The 19,807-nt window shown below is 33.8% G+C and carries 15 protein-coding genes; 4 read left to right on the top strand and 11 right to left on the bottom strand.

Annotated elements, in window-relative coordinates:
* Positions 1-5: 5 nt before the first annotated feature.
* From ACQ654_RS00125 to ACQ654_RS00170, 10 genes are all read right to left on the bottom strand, one after another.
* The gene (locus ACQ654_RS00125; protein WP_430408273.1) at positions 6-836 is read right to left on the bottom strand and encodes a CPBP family intramembrane glutamic endopeptidase; all 831 of its coding nucleotides are present in this window, start codon (positions 834-836) and stop codon (positions 6-8) included.
* A 539-nt stretch (positions 837-1,375) separates the two neighbouring features.
* A complete protein-coding gene (locus tag ACQ654_RS00130) occupies positions 1,376-2,431 on the bottom strand; it encodes a serine hydrolase domain-containing protein (protein ID WP_430408274.1) in 1,056 nt (351 codons plus the stop codon).
* Between the two features lie 200 nt (positions 2,432-2,631).
* The gene (locus ACQ654_RS00135; RefSeq protein WP_430408275.1) at positions 2,632-3,180 is read right to left on the bottom strand and encodes a DinB family protein; all 549 of its coding nucleotides are present in this window, start codon (positions 3,178-3,180) and stop codon (positions 2,632-2,634) included.
* Between the two features lie 101 nt (positions 3,181-3,281).
* Positions 3,282-4,121, bottom strand: a complete 840-nt coding sequence (locus ACQ654_RS00140) for a LytTR family DNA-binding domain-containing protein (protein ID WP_430408276.1) — start codon at positions 4,119-4,121, stop codon at positions 3,282-3,284.
* A 724-nt stretch (positions 4,122-4,845) separates the two neighbouring features.
* Positions 4,846-5,055 (bottom strand): hypothetical protein, encoded by a 210-nt coding sequence (locus ACQ654_RS00145; RefSeq protein ID WP_430408277.1) that lies wholly within the window; start codon positions 5,053-5,055, stop codon positions 4,846-4,848.
* Between the two features lie 455 nt (positions 5,056-5,510).
* Positions 5,511-8,345, bottom strand: coding sequence for an excinuclease ABC subunit UvrA (gene uvrA / locus ACQ654_RS00150; protein WP_430408278.1), 2,835 nt, complete (start codon positions 8,343-8,345; stop codon positions 5,511-5,513).
* Between the two features lie 64 nt (positions 8,346-8,409).
* On the bottom strand, positions 8,410-8,784 hold the full coding sequence (locus ACQ654_RS00155) for a hypothetical protein (protein WP_430408279.1): 375 nt from the start codon (positions 8,782-8,784) through the stop codon (positions 8,410-8,412).
* Positions 8,785-8,854: 70 nt separating this feature from the next.
* On the bottom strand, positions 8,855-11,608 hold the full coding sequence (locus ACQ654_RS00160; protein ID WP_430408280.1) for a reprolysin-like metallopeptidase: 2,754 nt from the start codon (positions 11,606-11,608) through the stop codon (positions 8,855-8,857).
* 122 nt (positions 11,609-11,730) lie between these two features.
* A complete protein-coding gene (locus ACQ654_RS00165) occupies positions 11,731-12,441 on the bottom strand; it encodes a hypothetical protein (protein ID WP_430408281.1) in 711 nt (236 codons plus the stop codon).
* Positions 12,442-12,476: 35 nt separating this feature from the next.
* Complete coding sequence (locus tag ACQ654_RS00170; RefSeq protein WP_430408282.1) at positions 12,477-13,319, bottom strand: DUF4846 domain-containing protein; 843 nt, start codon at positions 13,317-13,319, stop codon at positions 12,477-12,479.
* Positions 13,320-13,456: 137 nt separating this feature from the next.
* On the opposite strand from ACQ654_RS00170, the gene ACQ654_RS00175 reads away from it, so the two are divergent.
* Positions 13,457-13,981 (top strand): hypothetical protein, encoded by a 525-nt coding sequence (locus ACQ654_RS00175; protein ID WP_430408283.1) that lies wholly within the window; start codon positions 13,457-13,459, stop codon positions 13,979-13,981.
* A 106-nt stretch (positions 13,982-14,087) separates the two neighbouring features.
* On the opposite strand, the gene ACQ654_RS00180 is transcribed toward ACQ654_RS00175, so the two are convergent.
* The gene (locus tag ACQ654_RS00180; protein WP_430408284.1) at positions 14,088-14,600 is read right to left on the bottom strand and encodes a fasciclin domain-containing protein; all 513 of its coding nucleotides are present in this window, start codon (positions 14,598-14,600) and stop codon (positions 14,088-14,090) included.
* A 131-nt stretch (positions 14,601-14,731) separates the two neighbouring features.
* Between ACQ654_RS00180 and ACQ654_RS00185 the strand changes: the two genes are divergently transcribed.
* From ACQ654_RS00185 to ACQ654_RS00195, 3 genes are all read left to right on the top strand, one after another.
* Positions 14,732-15,292 (top strand): RNA polymerase sigma factor, encoded by a 561-nt coding sequence (locus ACQ654_RS00185; RefSeq protein ID WP_430408285.1) that lies wholly within the window; start codon positions 14,732-14,734, stop codon positions 15,290-15,292.
* Entirely contained in the window at positions 15,289-16,101 is an 813-nt protein-coding gene (locus tag ACQ654_RS00190; RefSeq protein WP_430408286.1) for an anti-sigma factor, read from the top strand. The genes ACQ654_RS00185 and ACQ654_RS00190 overlap by 4 nt, the downstream gene beginning before the upstream one ends.
* 122 nt (positions 16,102-16,223) lie before the next feature.
* Complete coding sequence (locus ACQ654_RS00195; protein WP_430408287.1) at positions 16,224-19,286, top strand: DUF7619 domain-containing protein; 3,063 nt, start codon at positions 16,224-16,226, stop codon at positions 19,284-19,286.
* The last annotated feature ends 521 nt before the right edge of the window (positions 19,287-19,807 follow it).

Genomic DNA, 19,807 nt, shown 5'->3' on the forward strand with positions numbered 1-19,807 from the left:
TTATTTTAATGGTTTATTTTATTTAGTATTTCATTTTTATTCATTTTATTCAGAATTATGTAGCCGATAATCAATAATGGCAAAAAAAACAAAATAGGTGTTGCAGAGGATAAAATTTGTTCGGTCAACGTTAGTTCCGCAGTGGGTTCTGAGTAACCATTTTTGTTGTCGGTTAGGTTTGGAAGTGAACCAAAGAGGAAGAAAAAATTTATCAGACCGTGAGTAATTGCTATTGGTATTAGCTTGTTGGTTTTGAGCAGTATTACTCCAAAAAAGAACCCAATACATACTGCATAAATAGATTGTCCAATTACTTGTGGAATATTATCATTAACGGTTAAGTTTAATAAATGCGAAGCACCAAAAAATACTGCAGGAAACATTACTCCTATCAATATGCCATCTTTACGTTCAATAAATTTTTTAATAAAAACTGATTGTAAGTAACCTCTAAACACGAATTCTTCAGCAAAACCTACAAACAAGCAGGCGATTAATAATAATGACAGATTGTAGCTATTTATAGACGATAAATCTTTGTTTATAAACGTTGAGATACCAAGTATGAACAAGTAAATAGGTATAAGATTTAAATATTTAAAAGCCCATTTATACTTTGTGCTAATGCCAGATAAAGCTTGCTCTTCCAGTTTTTTTACTAACAAAAGACCGGACAAGAAAATTAAAAACATTTTAGTCGACAGTACAATATATTCAATCTGAAAACTGGTAAAATATTGTTCTGTAATTACTTTATCCAACGGAAGAAGCATTATAATACTAATTAAAACAAGCATTGCTATTCCAGAAACGAAAGGATTTTTATTTTTAAACATTGTCATACGGTCGGTCTTAATGGGTATATCTTTACTTGACGACGATCAGTGATGAATTTTGTTACATATATGAATAAAGATTTAAACCAATCTCACCTTTGGTCAGTGAAATAGTTTATTGTTTTACTAAATTACAGCTAACGTGTTTCTTTAGTTTGTAATAAATATCTTTAAATAGAAAAAGAGGAGAACTATAACGTGTTTTAAATACTAAAGTTAGCAAATAAATCACAGGTAGAAAGTCCGCGAGTACTTTCGTAAGTAGACTATAATTAGCAATGAATTTTATACAGTGTGGCTGTTGCACAACTCAAAATATTCTTTAAACCTCATAATTTTCATTCCCCTTAAAACATAACTAACTGATTTTAAGTATAAAATATTTTCTATTTTGTTCAAAAATTAGAAGTATTTTTAAAAAAGATAGTTGTGCAACAGCCACTAGTGTTGTGTGTAGTTGCTTTTGAAAACTGAGACTCCAACTATGCTCAGCTGAGATTGTAAATACATTTAATTTTACACATTGTTACCAAACGTTTTTACCTCAATGCTTGGTCATAAATCGTATTGATCAACTCTCTTATCAAATCGGAATTTTTGTGGTTTATCATTATGACTATTCCCCAATTTGAATTCTTGTCGTAAGCAAAAATTGAGGAACAGGAAAATGTGTCACCTGCTTTATAAAAGAAGGTATCATTTCCATTTCGTTCTATTTCTTGACCGAAACCTATTTCCATTTGGGTATTTTTATAGAACGTTTTTTCTGTTATTGAAGTCACTTTTCCAATTTTGCCTTTATTTGATAAAAGTATTTTTAATAAATTTGACATATCAGATGTGTTTGATTTTAGCAAACCTGCTGGCGCAAATAATGAATTCCAAACAAAATAATCTTGCTGTACTCCATTTATATCGTGTCCAACAACTTTGTTTTTAACATTGAAGTCCGTTGTCAAGGTATTATTCATTTTTGAAAAAACGAGTATTTTTTCTTTTACTAATTTGTCAAAACTTTTTGAGTAGATATTTTCTAATATAATACCCATTAAAACGTAGCTTATATTTGAGTATCTATAATTACCATAATCTGATAATTTAGTACTGTCGTTAATAATGGAATGAATAGCATCTTTGCTTATGTCTAGAGGTTGTTTAGGGTTTAATTCTATAAGTTTACCAAAATCAAAATCCGGCAGACCAGATTGATGGGAAGCTAAATCGGAAATTTTAAGTTTGCCTTTTATTTGTTCAGACAATATGTATTCTCTCGGTAAGTAGTTATCGATAAAGTCGTCAACTTTCAATTTCCCTTCGTCTTGGGCTTGTACCATTAAGTTAGCCGTCAGCAATTTTGTAATAGAACCGATTTCATAAACTGTATTTTCGTCCACTTTGAAATCACTTTCCCGACTGATTTTTCCATAATTGAAGAAATATTCTTTTCCGTTGTCTATAAACCCTATACTAATTCCAACTTCAGGGTTCTTATTATGTATAGCCTGACAAATTGAATCAATTTTTTTTTCTCGTGATTGCCCAAAAGCAAGTTGATCTAATGTTAATAAAATTATTACGCTAATGATTACCTTCATTTTTTATGTTTTACTATAAGTCTGGCAATGGTTGTTTATGTTACTGAAATGTCGTTTTAAATGTTTGCTAACGTTGTTGTATATGGTTTGTTGCGTGTTTTAAGCTCCTAATTTAGCAAATAAAAACTGAATAAAGTCCGCCAGGACTTTCGTAAGTAGGCTAGAACTAGCAATGAATTATAAACATTGTTGGCAACTGGCTATTTATAATTCAGTATTTCACGTATAATTTTAAGGTGATGTTCAGTATGAATAGTAAGAAACTTAATGGTCTCGTCTCTATTCATAGTACCAAGAATAGGATGATTAAAGTGCTTCTTTTCTGCAAGCATAGGTAACTTTTCGACTGTAGCAAGCGCTTCATTATAATGCGCTTTTAATGTATTGATAGTTACATTTTCTGCTGGCCTTACGGACTCTGGCGCAGTAACTCTTCCTCTAGGCAGCGTATTAGAAGTAAAGACATAGTCACGTGTCTTATTGGGTTCCGCTTTATAATTACTTTCATCAGAATACTTGAGCGCTTTATGTAACTGATCTACCATTAAATAAATGTGATCCATATGCCACGCAACTGAAGCTTCTGACACTTCAAGGTTTATTGTATCCCGCAGAGCAATATAGGATGCCACCTCATTAAGTTTTACTTTGAGATTATAATTTCTTTTGTCTGATTCCATACTTGCAGCGCTACTTAATAATAGGATACCTGCCATTGAGATTAAGATGATGTGAATACGATTTTTCATAAGTCTATATTTTAAAAATTATTTAGCCCAAAAATAGTCTTGAAATCAGTACGTTATAAAAAAACGGGATGGGTGTGCCACTTTTGTGATGAATGGGAAAGCTATTTAAAGTCAGCTTTTGAAAAAGATCTAGAAACGGGAATACTAGTAGCAACGTTATCTAGTTGTATTGTGAGTGATCTGGCATTACCATCAATAGATGTTATATGTTGCGTATTGATAAGGTAAGAGCGATGACAACGTTTTATTTGAGAAAGATTTTCTAATTGTATTTCAAGCTGTTTTAAAGAAAGTCTAATTAGTTTATGCATAAGCTTACTGTCATCCAAATAATATATCGTTATATAATTCCCTTCTGATTGTGCGTATACAAACTCTGATAATTGCATTACAATAGGTGATTCTTTTACACTTTCTTCTTGTATTTGAACAGTACTGGTCTCTTCTACTGATTTGGGCGGTAACTGATTAGAAAGTAATCGTGCTCTCTCGATATTACGTTTTGAAAGTGTACGCTCTTTAAAAAAGATTAAACCTATGATAGGGAAAATCCCTATCGAAATAGTGATTATAAGAAAATTAATAAAGGTTTGATATAAATCAATATCGCGCCACCAATTGTAATTGTGCAGTGAATTAAAAGCACTTATTATCAAGATGCAACAAGATTGTAATAGAATTTCCTTTCCTATGGTCCATTTCTCTGGGCGAAAAAACTCCCGAAATAGTTTAGGAAGAATAAAATATGTGGTAGCCACACCAAGAAAAACTGCAACTCCAAAACCCGCCAAGAAAAAATATTTATAAGCTATTGACTGTGCCGCGCCGAAAGGTTGAAAAACAATCAAAAAAACAAAAACAAAAAGGCCCGATAATAAGGCAAATAACCACTTGTATTTAGCTTTTTGTAATAATGGATATGGAGAGTTGAGCCACTTCATAAGGAACTACAATATATTAGTCTGTATTTTATTTGAGATTGTTTTTTCGCTTGTTGCCAACGTTAAGTGTAAACTGCGTTTTAATGCAGATTTACACAATGTTATATATATGTTTTTTTGCGTTCTTTATTGAACTAAAATACAAATTAAATTCAAGTAAAAAACAGGAGTTCAAAAAAGAGCCCAAATGAGCATTAAAATCCGTTTGAAATAAAAAAAAAGATGCGCTTTATATTTGTATAAGGCGTGTCCTTTTTTTAGCATTTAAAACGTTAGATTTTATCGTTTTTTTATAAGGAGTTGATTTTGTCAAATAAATCCACTACCTTAATTCAAGTTTTTGAGTACATTAACAATGACTGACAAAAACTTAAATGAAAATCTATTGATTTTAAAAACTACATAAAATCGTTCCAAAATCCCTTTTTCTAACGGATGTCTCCGATTCTTTTTTGAATGCCACACAACGTACATATATACCGAATTCCGTATATCATACCAGTTTTAAGGAATAATAAGAACTCATTTCCTATTATTCCTTATAAATGTAAAACAAAGATTACACTTGTGCAATGTGGTTTTCCGAAATTTGACAGGTTATCAATTAAAATTATAAAAAAAATGTCTTTGCGAGTGTCAGCGAAGCAATCTGTAATTTGTTCAATTAAGAGATAGATGACCTTTAAGTATTTAATTTTTCGCAATGGCGGTTAATAGAGTAGTTTTACGAAATCCGCAATAAAATCATCATTTTTATATATTTTAATGAAGAATTCGCAATAAAAATACTCCCGAAACCTTCTCGCAGTAATGCGGCAAGCTTTCGGGAGTTTACAGAAGCGTCTCGCAAACCTGCGGCAAGCTTTCGAGAGTTTACAAAAGCGTTTCGCAGACCTACAGGAAGCTTTCGGGAATTTACGGCAGTATCTCGCAACTGTCCAATATCCGTTCGGGAATCTCCGAAAGGCTTCTAAATGCCCATACCAACCAAACAGTTTTTCCATGTGAAGAATTCGGAGCAATATTAGTTGCTATGGAAAAATTTTATAAGGTTACAAAGCCTTGTGTTGGTAGCACTCGTTTTGGTTTTGTAATCCCTTTATTTTCTCAACAAGAATTAAGTAAGGTTCAAGGGTTGTTTTTCCGCTTCACGGTAATTCTATTGTAAACACAGCATTTCTGAGCTTTATTTGTAGTGTTAGATTATTTAAGTTAGCAATTCAAAAACTATAAAATATTTGAAAAAGAAATGAAAATTTAGTGTTTAGTTTTACGCAGTTTATTTATTAATTCAAAGGACGAAAAGAGTGTTTCAGACGAGACACTCTTTTCTATTTTATATATACATATGAACTAATGTGATTAGTAACGTAACAAATTAGGTATGATTTACGCCAATTCCTTCTTCAAAAAGCGTGCTGTATAACTTTTTTTATGTTTGGCAACTTCTTCTGGAGTTCCTTTAGTTACAACTTGTCCGCCGCCTCTTCCGCCTTCATATCCAATGTCAATGATGTAATCGGTCATTTTAATTACGTCCATATTGTGTTCAATCACAACAATGGTGTTTCCTTTGTTTACTAGTTTGTTTAAGACTTCCATCAACACACGAATGTCTTCAAAATGCAATCCAGTTGTAGGTTCATCGAGAATGTAGAACGTGTTTCCAGTATCTCTTTTAGACAATTCTGTAGCGAGTTTGATACGTTGTGCTTCACCACCAGAAAGTGTAGTACTTTGCTGTCCAAGCGTAATATAACCCAAGCCAACATCTTTGATCGTTTTAAGTTTGCGATAGATTTTAGGAATGTGTTCAAAGAAATTTACCGCTTCGTTCATGGTCATGCTCAATACATCTGCAATCGATTTTCCTTTGTAACGAATTTCTAAAGTTTCGCGGTTAAATCGTTTTCCATTGCACGTTTCACATTCTACATACACATCTGGTAAAAAGTTCATTTCTATCACGCGCAATCCGCCACCTTGACACGTTTCGCAACGACCACCTTTTACATTAAAACTAAACCTTCCTGGCTTGTAACCACGAATCATAGCTTCTGGTGTTTTAGCATATAAACTACGTATTTCACTAAAAACACCTGTGTATGTTGCTGGATTTGAGCGTGGTGTACGACCAATTGGCGATTGGTTAATATCAATTACTTTGTCAATATGCTCCAAACCTTTGATACTTTTGTACGGCATTGGTTCTTTCACAGCATTGAAAAAGTGAGCGTTTAAAATAGGGTAGAGCGTTTCATTAACTAAGGTCGATTTTCCACTTCCAGAAACGCCTGTAACGCCAATCATTTTTCCTAATGGGAATTCTACAGAAACATTTTTTAAATTATTCCCTGTAGCGCCTTTTAGGACTAGTTTTTTGCCATTTCCTTTTCTTCGTTCTGTAGGAACTGCAATTTGTTTGTTTCCGTTTAAATAAGCGGCTGTAAGCGTATCATGGGTTAATAATTCTGCAGGCGTTCCTTCTGAGATGATTTCGCCACCATGTCTTCCTGCATGCGGTCCAATATCTATTACATGATCGGCACGTTCAATCATATCTTTATCATGTTCAACCACAATAACAGAGTTTCCTATATCACGTAACGATTCAAGCGAATTGATTAGTTTTTCATTGTCTCTTTGATGCAATCCAATACTTGGTTCATCCAAAATATATAAAACACCAACCAATTGCGAACCAATTTGCGTTGCCAATCGGATACGTTGTGCTTCTCCTCCTGATAGTGATTTTGAACTTCTGTTTAATGCGAGATAATTTAAACCAACATCTAATAAAAAGCGCAATCGTGTTGAGATTTCTTTGACAACTTCGGTTGCTATTTTTTGTTGTTTTTCAGAAAGATTATCTTGTAAATTGTCAAACCAAGCAGCTAATTCAACAACATCCATATTTGCCAATTCGGCAATATTTTTTTTATTTACTTTAAAGTATAATGATTCTTTGCGTAAGCGCGATCCGCCACATGCTGAACAATTTACTTTGTCCATGTAATTTTTTGCCCAACGTTTGATAGAAGATGAGTCACTATCTTCATATTGATGCTTGATGAAACTTACAATTCCTTCAAAATCAATCTTATAATCACGTGTAACACCTAATGTTTTACTAACAATGGAGAATTTTTCGTTTCCACCATTTAGAATTACATCCATGGCTTCTTTTGGAATATCCTTGATTGGATCGCTTAATTTGAATTCATAACGTTCCGCAATGATTTCCAATTGTTTGAAAATCCATGACTTTTTATAATCGCCCAAAGGTGCAATTCCACCACCTTTTATGGTTGCTTTTACATCCGGAATTACTTTTGCATCATTTACTTCGTGTAAGGTTCCCAATCCATTACAATTTGGGCACATTCCTTTTGGAGAGTTAAACGAAAACGTATTTGGTTCAGGGTTTGGATACGATATTCCCGAAGACGGACACATTAAGTTTCGACTGAAATAACGTGCTTCTTTTGGCGCATCTTGATCAATCACCATTAATACATCATCACCATGATACATGGCCGTTTTGATGGTTTCCGTGAGGCGTTTGTCATTATCAACTTCATCATTAATCACCAAGCGATCAATTACAATTTCGATTTCGTGTGTCTTGTAACGATCGAGTCGCATTCCTTTTTGAATGTCTAGAATTTCGCCGTCTACACGAACTTTTACAAAGCCTTGTTTGGCAATATTTTCAAATAATTCACGGTAATGCCCTTTTCGCGAGCGAATTACAGGCGCAAGTACATTGACACGTTTTCCTTTGAAATCTGATAGAATTAAGTTTTTGATTTGCTCATCACTATAACTGACCATTTGCTCACCAGAATTGTAACTATACGCATCTGAAGCTCTTGCAAATAATAATCGTAGAAAATCGTAGATTTCAGTAATAGTTCCGACTGTAGAACGCGGACTTTTACTGGTTGTTTTTTGCTCAATTGCGATTACGGGTGATAAACCATCAATTTTGTCTACATCTGGTCGTTCCAATCCACCTAAAAACTGTCGTGCATACGCTGAAAACGTTTCGATGTATCTTCGTTGTCCTTCGGCGTAAATGGTATCAAAAGCTAAGGATGATTTTCCACTTCCTGAAAGTCCAGTAATAACTACGAGTTTTTCTCTCGGAATCGTAACATCAATATCTTTTAGGTTGTGAACTCTGGCACCTTGAACTTCTATATTTTCCTCGTAATTCGTCATAGTTTTTCGCAAAAGCGCAAAGATACGAATTTTAGTAGCAGTTATTAAGCTAGAATAATCCTAATTATTTACTTTTTTTAAAGAATGCTTTTCGAACCAAAATCATATAAATTATAATTGGAATCAGGATACATATAACTACAGAAGAAGCCACGTAATTGCTTCCTAAGTTGTTGAATAGGTTTAGGAAATCAACCGATTTTTGAAATAGATGATCACAAAATTGTGTGAAATCTGGAATGAATAGGAGCGAAGCAATGATGATTACAGAGAATACAATTGTGAATTTTCGTTGCTTATATATCTTGTCAAGAAGTATACTCCACGAAAGTGGAATAAAGATAAACCATACAATACTGTTTATTTCTTTGTAGTTAAAGCCCGTGAGATTGGCAATCCAAAGTAAGATTTCATAAGTGTAGTTAAAGATAGTATCCATCGAAGTGAGTTCATAAAAAAACTCCGAAACAGATGCTTCGGAGTTTTTATTATATAGTTGAGAAATATGATTATTCGATAATCAATTTCTTCGTTACTGTTTTTTCTTGATCAGTTACTGTAATCAAATACATACCAGTACTTACATTTTTTAAAGAAATATTTTCTTTAAATGTAGACGTAGCGTTGTAGTTTTTAGTATGAACTAATCTTCCAGAGATATCATGTACAGCTACATCAATATTCTCTCCAGATTGTGAGTTGAATGATAATGAAAACTCTCCTTTGTTTGGATTTGGATATAATGTAAAGTTTTCTAACTCAAATTCTTCGTTACTTAACACAATAGTTGTTGTTGTTGTACAAAGTTCAATAGACAACTCATTTATAGTTCCAGTATCTCCGTTATAGAAATCGGCAGCGATTAGATTCCAAGTACCAGAAGGATTTAATCCGCCAAGTGTTGCTAAAAGTGAGTTTGCAGGAGGTGCAAATGTTCCCACAGTAGGTGAGGCACAGGTAATTGCTGGTTCACCATCTTTAAACGTTGCGTCAATATTTCCAAATTGAGCACTGTTACAACTTCTTACCCAAAAATCAGCGAAAGGACCAGAATTAGGAGATTGTAATCGTAAATATAAGTCTCCAATATAACCGTGTGTGATGTCTGTACTTACTCTGATATCCGTAACAGCTGTTGTTTCTGAAACAGCTAAAGGTACAGCTACCGCATTTCCTTGCTGATTTGCAGCTACACCATCAGGAATAGCAGTAGCAATTGCTCCTGTTGTATAAGTATTACATGTCATACTCTCTGTTACAGTTGCTCCAATTGAGAATGATTTTGAAATTGTAAAGTAAATATTTCCAACAGCTTCAATTTTAATTCTACAATAAGGCTCAAAAACTACAGGGAATGTAATTGATTCAGAACCATCGTTAAGCGTATTACTTGCTAGTACAGTATCAAAGTTTTGTCCTCCATCAGTAGATAATAAGATATTTACATTAGAAGTATTGATTCCATTAGCAGTTGTTCCAGCAACATCCCAAGTAACAGTTGTATTTGTTCCAGTTGGAAAACTTTCGTTTGTTGTGTCAGGAGCAGTTACTCTAAAAGGACCTGTATTTGCTAACGTAACAACCATATTGTCTCTATTTGTTTGTCCTCCATTAGGAGAACCATTGTCTCTTACTGTTAAAGCAAAATCCATAGTTCTTGCAACATTAGGGATAACTTCCCAAGCTGGTGTTAAGTTACCATCTAAGACGTCACTTAATTGTGGGAATGTACGATCTCCTGTTGTCATTGGAGAGTACGATCTAAATTGTGGATCGCTTGTACTTGTTGTAGAAGGCAAATCTGTTGTAATACCAACATCCGTTTGTTCCCAGCAATATGATAATACATCACCGGCATTTGCATCAATAGCAGTTCCAGATAATGTAAAAGCAGTTCCGTAAGGAATTGTATAATCAATACCAGCATTTACAACTGGAGCGGCATTTCCATTTAAAGTATTTGTTGAACACGTAGGTTCTCCTGGAGGAGTTATACGAATCCACATTTCGTTGATACTTATTGCATGAAAATGATCATCACTATTGTTTTGTACGTTGTCAGAACCACAAATACCAGCATATGCCATGATTGTTGTTCCGCTTCCTGGCTCAACAGCCGTTGTTGCACTTCTGTTTCCACCAGAACAAGAACCTTGTCCACCATTAAATGTGTGGTTAGCCCCATATTGGTGACCCATTTCGTGTGCTACGAAGTCAACATCAAAAGGATCTCCAACTGGATTTGTTCCTCCTGTTACACCTCTTGCTTTTGCATTACTGTAACAAATACCACCACGAGCGGCTAATCCACCACCATTAATTGTAAATACGTGACCGATGTCATAATTTGCAGTTCCAATATTAGCATCAATGATTACTTGATTTTCATTGATCATAGTTCCAGCAGGATTAAAAGTATTAGTAGCTGGCATATCTGAGTATCCATCATTTTCTGCAATGAATATAATACTCGAATTATCAACTAAGGTCATTGTTAACGAAAGATCTCTTTCAAATATTGCATTTACTCTCGTCATTGTAACGTTCATAGCAGCCAATACAGTAGCTCTTTTTACAGCATCTGAAGCAGCAGCTTGTCCAGCGGCATTGATATGAAAGTTTGCATAGTTTTGTGTACATGCCAATGCTAAACGGAATGTTCTTAATGTTCCATCGTTTGCATTTTCAGGAGAAAAAGTTCCATTAACATCTGTTCTGTCTTCCGTAGAATCATCTACAAGACATCCAATTTTTTCTTCTAAGCTGTTAGCATACAAATTTTCCTTTGCATACATTACATATGTTTGCAAATCTGTTGTCATTGGATCAATGTAGTATGTTTTTCCAATGGTGTGAACCGTTGCATGAAATCCAAAAACAGTAGTAGAAAAACGAATAATTGTTCCTGTATTTTCTCTACTTACAGCTACATATGATTGAATCTCTGGATAGTTAGCCGCAAAATCACGGTCTAATACAGAAGCATTGTATACTTCAAAGTTTTCCATTTTTCCGTTAGCAGTAGGAAATTGCACTACAATTTCTGAATCGATATTTAAATCTCTATCAGGAGCATCCGAAAGTACTTCTTTTAAGGCACTCATGTTCAAATTGAACAAGTCATACGCTACAGGAGTAGAGTTTCTGTCTAATAAATCAGCTTGTTGGATTTTAGCTTCATCCGTTTTTTGCCAAAATGATCTCCCTTGCGAGAAACCAATAATGGGAATTAATAATAATATAAAAAAGTAGTTCTTTCTCATAATTTATAGATTGATTTTAGTTTAATAAAAGTGTGGTAAAGTTAATTCTTTTTTTAAAATACTGTATAAAACCTGTAACAATTATATAAATAAATGTTAAATTTTAACAGATTAGCTATTGTTTAGTTCCAAGCTTTTACATTCTTAATGGGTAAATCTATGAACATAATAGTGTGTGAGTTTGGTAATGATATACCACTTTTTGTAGGTTGCCAATTGTCCCAAGTTGCGTACAATCCGCCAATAGGAATGATGCTAACCCACATTTTATAACCTTTTGGACGGTAATTTTCATCCAATATCCACATATAGGAATCGCCAGGCGTTGTGCCGCCACTTGCATAAGTAATCAACAATCCTTTTTTATCATTTTCTAAGGATACAATACTACGCGTAACACCTTCATCAAAAACTTTATACGGTGCTACTAACCAAAAGGAATCATTGTTGAAGTATGAAAGTGCTTTGTCAATATAGCTTGAAGCTTTTTCTGAAGTCATTTTTGTTCCGTCAACGGTAACAGTACTTGTTTTTGGATATTTTAGGTCTAAATTTACTTTTATAGTATTCCATGAAACATCAACTTTGTGTTGATCTTTATCCCACAAATAGTGATGTTCGCCAGGAAATGTCCAACTTAAATACCGTGTGTTTTTATAATTTTCATGTTGAACTGCAGTAAGCATTTTGGTTGCTAACGCATCTGCTTCTGTTCCTGTTATTCCACTTGGTAACGGTTCATTGTATTTTAAATAGGCAAAAGCAAAAAGGAGCAGTAGTATGACAAGAATACCTAAAATCCCTTTTCCTATAATTTTGAATATTTTCTTCATTGATTTGGGTTTCGTTTGTGTGGTTTATAGGAAATTTAGTCTTTAAATCGTCGTAAATCAGTACTTTCAAAAGTCCATTCAGGCGTGTAAATTGTTCCCGATTTGGCTTCATACCAAGGACTGATTTTTGTATTTTTTCTATTTACTAAGATTTGAGTTTCTTGTGCAGGCATGTAACTTTGTGCCAGCATGAATATTTTGTCACCGTGCTCATTTTTTGCCACATCAACTACAATTACGGCATGTCCGAACGGATTTCCTTGTTGAATAAAAACATCACCAACTTCAATCATTTTAATGTCGGTTACTTTTACTAATTCTTTTCGTAAGGAAGCTGTATTCGCATACGCGAAAATATAATTCATGTATTTCCTGAATTTTTTATACGAATGATCACCGTTTGCATATTTTTTGAAATATCTCGGTTTTCCGTCTGATAGGAAGTTAAAGTGAATATCATTCAACCGTTTGTGCGCAAATAAATATTCGCCACGCAAACGCATCACAGCATCTGCGCATTGTTGTAAGTCGCGCGTACCAATTTCCATGTCTACCACAGAAACATATACATTGTTATTACGTTTTTCATTACCATTATAATATTTTACAATACTGTTAAATGGCTTTAAAGGTAATTTTCGCAAATAGGTGCCAAAATGAGTTGCTTCAAGCGGAATTCTGGTATAGTTTTTTGGAGTGTTAAAGCGTGTTTCAATAGTTTTTTCTGTTGGATTGATCAAATTTTCTGCCTGAAGATCTTCTTGAAATGCGAGTTTACTTGTTTGATTTGAGGCCTGTTTTTGTTCATTCGCGCAAGCGAAACAGACCAAAGCCAGAAAAAGTGAAAGTGCTATATTTTTTATTGAATGTTTTGTCAAACTTCGCAATGTATGTTTATTTTTACGTACTAATTAAGATGAAAAATGCTCGGATGTTTACACCGAAATAGTGTATAAATTTACAAAATAATACAAGCAATTAATAACTATATACATATAAATAACTACGAAATAGCATGAATATTTTAGGAATAAGCTCAAGAATTAAACACCCTAAATACGGATTAGGTGTTGTAACCAATGTAACTTCCAAGCATTATTGGGTTACTTTTATTGAAAACGGACTCGAAACTATTGCTATTGATAGTGATTTTGAAATAATTGATGCCGTAGAAGATGAAGTTGATAGTGTAAGTTTTTATGAAGTAGAAACCATTTTGAAAAATATGCTTAAAAAATGGTCAGATGTGTCTGAAATTGTTCCGATGGCTGATAAGTGGAAAGGTGGAAAACTCGTTTTAGAACCTGGCGATACCAATTTGAAAGGAAAAGAAATTCCGATTGATGGCTTTTTTCATAAAATTGTAATGGTTCGTGATCGCATTCGTGTGATGGAACAAAAAATAAATTCAAGCAATTTGGACGATCAAGACAAAGTCGATTTACAACAATATATTACACGTATGTATGGAAGTTTGACAACGTTTAATGTATTGTTTAAGAACAAATCACAGCAATTTGTAGGTTCACGTTCTAAATAAGAGCTTTGGTTGCTGGTTGTTTTTTTAAACACTAAATACTAAACATAAAAAAGGAACGATTTATAAAAAACCGTTCCTTTTCATTTGTAAAACTAACCAACACTATTTATGGCATCACCACACTATCAATAACGTGAATTACTCCGTTGCTAGCCATAATATCTGTTTTAGAAATCATGCTATAGTTACCGTTAGCGTCTTTCAGCCAAATTCCTTTGTCGTTTTGTATAACAGTTATTTTTGCTCCGCTAAGCGTTGTTAGCGTCACTTTTCCTTTCCCCTTTTTCAAAGCAGCAACAACATCTTTTGCCGTTAATTTTCCTTTAATTACGTGATATGTTAAAACACTTGCTAATTTCGATTTGTTTTCAGGCTTCAATAAATTACCCAATGCAGTCGCATCTACTTTTGCAAAAGCAGCGTTTGTTGGTGCAAATACTGTAAATGGTCCATCTGACTTTAATGCTTTTACCAATCCGGCAGCTTTAACAGCTGTAACCAATGTTGAAAAACTTTTATTTGAAGCAGCAATGTCTACAATATCTTTACTTTGTGCAGTCGCATTTACTGTAAATAAGAAAATTGCTGCAGTGGTGATTGTTAAGATTAATTTTTTCATAATAATGTTTAAATTTTTTTAGATTATTTTTTTAGTTTGTTAAGCGCTTTCAATATTATATACACAAGTTTTTAGCGTTTGGATGAGCTAGGTCGATTTTTTTTTTAAATTTGATAAGATTTATTTTACACGTGAACAACGAAACCATATTAATTGCTCGATTTCAAGATCGAGATGAAACCGCACTAACCAAGCTATACGACAAGTATTCTGGTGCTATATATGGTGTTATCATTCGAATGTGTAGCAATGAAGAAGCGGCGCAAGAAATTTTGCAAGAAACTTTTATGAAGGCATGGAATAAATCACATTTGTATGATGCTTCAAAAGGAAAATTTTATACTTGGTTGTATAGAATTGCACGAAATACAACTTTAAATTTTCTAAGAAAAGATGAAAAACTCATCCAAATGGAAGATTTAAGTGTATATACAGATGAAGAACAAGGAGTTTCAGAAAATATAGCATTGCATACAGAATTAAAAGGAGCATTGTCTAAATTAGATGCACATCATCAAAAAGCCCTACAACTCGTATATTTTAATGGACTTACGCACAAAGAGGCACATGAAGAAATGAATGTGCCATTAGGAACGTTTAAATCGTATGTGCGACAAGCAGTAGAAAAGTTGCGTGTTGTATATGCAAAAGAATTATTAGTATTGCTATGTATTATTGAACTGTTGACATGAAAGATAGAAATACGATCATAGAAAGCGGAATGCTAGAACAATACTTTTTAGGTACTTTACCTGAAGAGCAAGTTGTTGTGCTTGAAAAAATGTTAGCTGAAGATAAAGTATTAGCAGATCATTATGCTAAAATTGAGCAAGATTTTGAAAACATAGCTATTGAAAATGCGGTGCAGCCACCAAGTTTTGTAAAAGACAATATACTAAAGGCAATTCAAAACGATTCAACACTAAAAACACTTCCGAAAGAAAAAGAAATAACTACTACAGCTACAGCTGAAAAAATAGTAAGTTCACAAACCTTTATGTGGATTGCCGCAGGATTAGCCGCAATTTTTATGGTAAGTTCGTTGTGGATGTTTAATGAATGGAATACTACTCAGAACGATTTACAAATTACACAACAAGAACTACAAACAATAAAAACACAAATTGCAAATTTAGAAGGAGACTTACAAACTTCTGAAGTACTTGCCGAAGTTGTAAAAGATCCGAATACGTTACAATATGCACTCAAAGGAAATGCTAAAATTCCGAACGGATTTGCAACAGCTTACATCAATCATGAAGAAAAATCAGCAATTGTAAATGTGCAGAAACTTCCAGCATTACCTGCCGATAAAACCTATCAAATGTGGGCTGATGTTGATGGCGAAATGATTAATATGGGAATCATAGACAAAAGCCAAGATGTTGTTGTACTACAATACATTGATGAAGCTACCTCACTAAACATTACCATCGAACCTGCTGGCGGAAGCGATCATGCTACTGTTTCACAGTTGGTAACGAATGTGTATCTATACTAATTTTAGCATATTGCACTTTTACTAATTTTCGAATATAATTTAGGAAAATTTTTCAGATTCTAATTTGAAAAATAAAATAGTAGTTTATATTTACAACAAACCAAAAGAATAACATTAAAACCATGCGAATAAAAGTACTCGGATTTTTCCTGCTATTTGTTTTTTCGTTAAGTCATGCGAACAAATCAACCAATCTTTCTCCAAAAAAAACGTCAACAAAAACGACATATATGCCAGTTCTTACCATAGGTGATGTAACGGTTACCGAAGATGAAGGTTCGGCATTTATACCTATTGAGCTAGATGTAACAGATACTGTTGATACGGTAATTAGTATTACTACAGTAGACAATACTGCAACTGATCCAGAGGATTACACAACCACAGTTGTAACTGCAACAATTCCAGCAGGACAGCTAAGTATAAGTGTATCCATTCCTATAACAGATGATGGCATTGGGGAACCTACAGAAAACTTTTTTGTAACGGGAACCGTAACTAGTGGAAACACCGCCAATACCAATGCATCAGGAACGGTCACTATAGGAGCAAATAATTATCCTTTCTTTAGTGTTCAAGATGTAATTGTTAATGAAATTAATGGAACTGTAGCAATAGCGATTACATTAACCAATCCTAGTAGTGTAGATACAGTTTTTGATATAGCAACTTCAAACGGTACTGCCGTAAGTCCAGTTGATTACACACCTGTTGACGAAACTGGAATTGTATTAGCCGCTGGACTCACTAATTTTACATATTCAATTCACATACTTGATGATGTTACTGTTGAATTTACAGAGAATTTTAATCTAAATGTAACTGTAACTAGTGGAAATACAGCTAATTATTCAGATACGGGAGATGTTACGATTACTGATAATGATCATTCTGTAATGGTTATAGGAGATGTAACGATTTCTGAAAATGCAGGTAGTGTTATTGTACCTATTACTATGGATGGACCAAGCCCTGTAGAAACAATAATTCAAATAAATACCATAGACAATTCAGCAACGAATCCAAATGATTACATTTCTACAACGGTAACTGTTACAATTCCTATCTATCAAAGTTCGGCAAGTGTTGAAGTTCCCATTACTGATGATATGATAGGCGAACCTACTACCGATTTTACGGTATATGGCGTAGTAACTACAGGAAATACATTAAATTCTTCTGATACAGGAACCATCACAATCGTAGATAATGATGAAAGTACATTAATTATTAATGATATCTCTGTTTTAGAAGATGCAGGAAACATTGTTGTTCCAATTACAATAAATGGACAAAGTTCTGTTGATACAACAATTAATATCACAACTACAGACAATACAGCCATCAATCCAAATGATTATATGTCGGTAATGACTACAGTAACAATTCCTGCGCTACAAACTACTACAAGTGTCACAATTCCGATAACGAATGATGATATGTTTGAAACTCCAGAAACATTTACTATACAAGGTGTCGTAACTTCGGGAAATACAATAAATAGTAGCGATACAGGAACCGTTACAATCAATGATGATGGAAGTTGTGGTGGTGCTACCGTTGGTGCTTCGTGTGATGATGGCGATCCTGCAACACAATCCGATTTTATAGATGAAAATTGCAACTGTGTTGGTGAAGCCGTAGAAGATGTAGATGGTGATGGAATTTCCAACGGACAAGAAACGCTCAATGGAACCAATTACAACGATCCTTGCGATCCTGTTCAAAATGTTGGTTATACCGGATGTGACGCTGATAATTCAGTATGGCAAGCCGCTAACTGTGACAATGATGATGTAAACAATGCATTGGAAGTGGTACTAGGTTCAGATCCGTATGATACCAATTACAACAAAATACAAGGAAACGTAGCGTATGACATCAACAATGATGGTTGCAATGGAACGGATGATATCGTATTTGCGTACACATCTGTAGATATTACAGAAGGAGCAACAACAACGACTGTATTTACAGATACTGCAGGTGATTATTCATACTTCACAACGACAGGAAATTACACCATAACACCAAACATAGAAAATGTAGCATTCTTCAATGTAAGTCCAGCGAATGCTACTGCCAATTTTCCAAGCACAAACAATAGTGTAGTGGATCGGGATTTTTGTGTAACCAATAGTGGTACAAATCCTGATGTCGAAATAACAATAGCTCCAATTGAGTTTGCACGTCCCGGATTTGACGCTGTATATTGGATAAACTATAAAAACAAAGGAAATCAAACGGTTTCTGGCGATATAAGCTTTGCATATGATGATACAATTTCAAACTTTGTGAGTAGTACAGAAATGCCAAGTTCACAAACACCTGGACTGATCAATTGGACGTATACAGACTTAGTTCCTTTTGAAAATAGAGACTTCTATGTAGTATTAAACATAAATCCGCCAACAGCAACACCACCTGTAAACAATGGCGATCAGTTGTCTTACACTGCAATGATAAATCCAATTGTGGGTGATATCTTTCCAGAAGATAACCTATTTGAACTTCAACAAACTGTGGTTGGTTCGTATGATCCAAATGACATTACTTGTTTAGAAGGAAGTACTGAAAATCCTGATGCCATCGGAAAATATTTGCATTACGTCATAAACTTTGAAAACACAGGAACATTCTTTGCAGAAAACATAATTGTCGAAATGGACATTGATGTTGCGGAATTTGACATAAACACACTAAGAATGCTCAGTAGTTCGCATGATGCAACTGTAAGTATCAATGGTACGATGGTTCGATTTATCTTTCAAAACATCTTTCTTCCAGTGGATGGACATGGAAATATTCTACTAAAAATAAGAACACAAAATACGTTAGTCGAAAACGACATTGTAAGTAACGATGCGCGTATCTTTTTCGATTATAACTTTCCAATTCAAACAAACATTGCGAGTACTGAATTTGTAGTATTAAGCACGCAAGAATTTGAAGAAGATAAAAGTATTACTGTATATCCAAATCCTACCAAGGACAACGTACTAATTACGGCAAATACTAGCATTAAAAGCATTGAAATGTACGATATGCAAGGAAGAATCTTGTCGCAAGAAAGCTACAATGCAAATACTATAAACCTAAGCATGTCACAAAAAGCTGCGGGAATTTATTTTGTAAAAATTAAAACTGCTAAAGGTGTAAAAACTCAAAAAGTAGTCAAAATGTAAGCTTTCTGGCTATCAAACATATAAAGAAGATCAGCCATTGTGTTGGTCTTTTTTTGTTAAATAATAAATGTAAAACGTTAAATATAAAATGTACAAGTAGTTTGTAGTATAGAATCACAACTTACAACCATCAAGAAACGAAGCTTAAGTGTGTATAAGTTTAATAGTTTAACGTGAGTTCGATATAATTTTTACAAAATCAAAATTTAAGGATTATTGAGGATTTCAGTATAATATAATTTTCAATTTTGACATTCATGAATATTAACATTTCTAGAGGTATTTTTAGTTTTTCTTGTTGTGAAAAACTAAAACCGCACGAATTTTTCTAATTTTTTTAGTTCACTAGTTTCTATTTCAAATTAATGAGTTCATGAATCTTTGATTTCCAAGGGTTCAAAAATTTTTAACGAAAAATCCCTGCTATACTGCGGAAAAGAAGAAAACCGCTATTGATTTTTATATCGAACTTAGGTTCGTTTAAGCTTTTCATTCAAAATGTAGAAAAAACGTAGCAAAAC

The sequence above is a fragment of the Kordia sp. genome (assembly GCF_965283645.1).
Classification (GTDB): Bacteria; Bacteroidota; Bacteroidia; order Flavobacteriales; family Flavobacteriaceae; genus Kordia.